We start from the raw sequence: 1,377 nt of genomic DNA on the forward strand, positions 1-1,377 counted from the left end.
CGTGCATGTATGGACCCGACGCCTTTTGCAAGCTTCTTGTTCGTGATGTCGAAACGGCCTGCATGCATGTATCCGGCTTGCTTGTGGGCAGTTGCCGAAGCACGCCCGCAGCCTCGATGAGATCCGCGCACCCTGTCCTTAGCAAAATCGCGGCTCGCCTCGAGTGGCAGCCGGCACGAAAAACAGGCTTCAGGGTGTTGGTTCAACCTATTTCGTCATCGCTTTGAGAAGCTTCGCAAACCTGTGTGTGGGCATCGCCTCCTTGCAAGCGGTTTTGGGGTTACGCTGCCGCGCTGCGTGTCATATAGGTTTCATTGCTGCTGAGCAGTACCTGGATGATCCGCGCGTTCTTGTTGGCCAGTGCGACTGTCGCGCAGTTATGCCCGCGTCGCGCAATCAACTGCTGAAGCCAGATGCTCTGAGGATCAGTTTTTGTCGGCGCATATCGCAGAACAGCCCGCGCACCATGAATGAGCAAGGTCCGCAGGTATGTATCGCCGCGTCGGCTGATGCCGTGCAGGCGAGGCTTGCCTCCCGACGAGTATTGACGTGGCACCAGGCCGAGCCAGGCTGCCAGATGCCGGCCGTTCCTGAATTGCTTGGCGTCGCCGACGGCAGCGACTATGGCGGTAGCCGTGATGGGACCAATGCCGGGCACTTCCGCGATCTTCTTGCACCAGCGAGGATTTCTTCATGAACGACTGGATGGATACCTCGATCAGATGGATACGCTCCTCGAGCGCGTGCAGGTGCTGCAGCAGTTCGGTTAGCAGCGTCTGGCAGAACGACGTCAGCTCGTCGGCACTCTTGCTCAGCAATTCCGGGATCGCACGCTTGAAAGCCTCTGGCGAACGGGAAATTATGAGCCCGCGCTCGCCGAGGAGTCCTCGCATCTGGTTGATCATGGCGGTACGGTGGCGCAGCAGGATTGCGCGCATGCGATGCGCCGCCTGGATGTCTTGCTGTTCGACCGATTTGACCGTGACGAAACGCATTGCAGGTCGACTGGCGGCCTCGACGATCGCCTCAGCATCGTTGCGGTCGTTCTTGTTCGTCTTAACGAACGGTGCGACATATTGTGGGCTGATTAGCCGAACATCAATGTCGAGCGACTGGAACCGCCGGGCCCAGTGGTGGGCGGTGCTGCATGCTTCCATGACGACTTTCCGAGGTTTGAGCGTGCGCACAGATTCGAAGAATGAACTCCGGGAGACCTTCGCCCGGTGCACGACCCGGCCGCGGCGATCAGCGCCGTGGAGCTGGAACACCTGCTTCGCGAGGTCAATGCCGAGAACGTCGATTTCCATGATGAACCTCCACACGTCTGGTTGAGTGCGTCAGTTTCCCTCGAAGGGAGGCGTCGGGTCCATCTCAGTA

At 59.3% G+C, this 1,377-nt stretch carries 1 pseudogene; it reads right to left on the reverse strand.

Features of this window, described 5'->3' with window-relative positions:
- Nucleotides 1–280 precede the first annotated feature (280 nt).
- Nucleotides 281–1,307 (reverse strand): annotated as a pseudogene (locus AWB69_RS45165) (IS110 family RNA-guided transposase).
- Nucleotides 1,308–1,377 lie beyond the last annotated feature (70 nt).

It is taken from the genome of Caballeronia udeis, assembly GCF_001544555.2.
GTDB lineage: Bacteria > Pseudomonadota > Gammaproteobacteria > Burkholderiales > Burkholderiaceae > Caballeronia > Caballeronia udeis.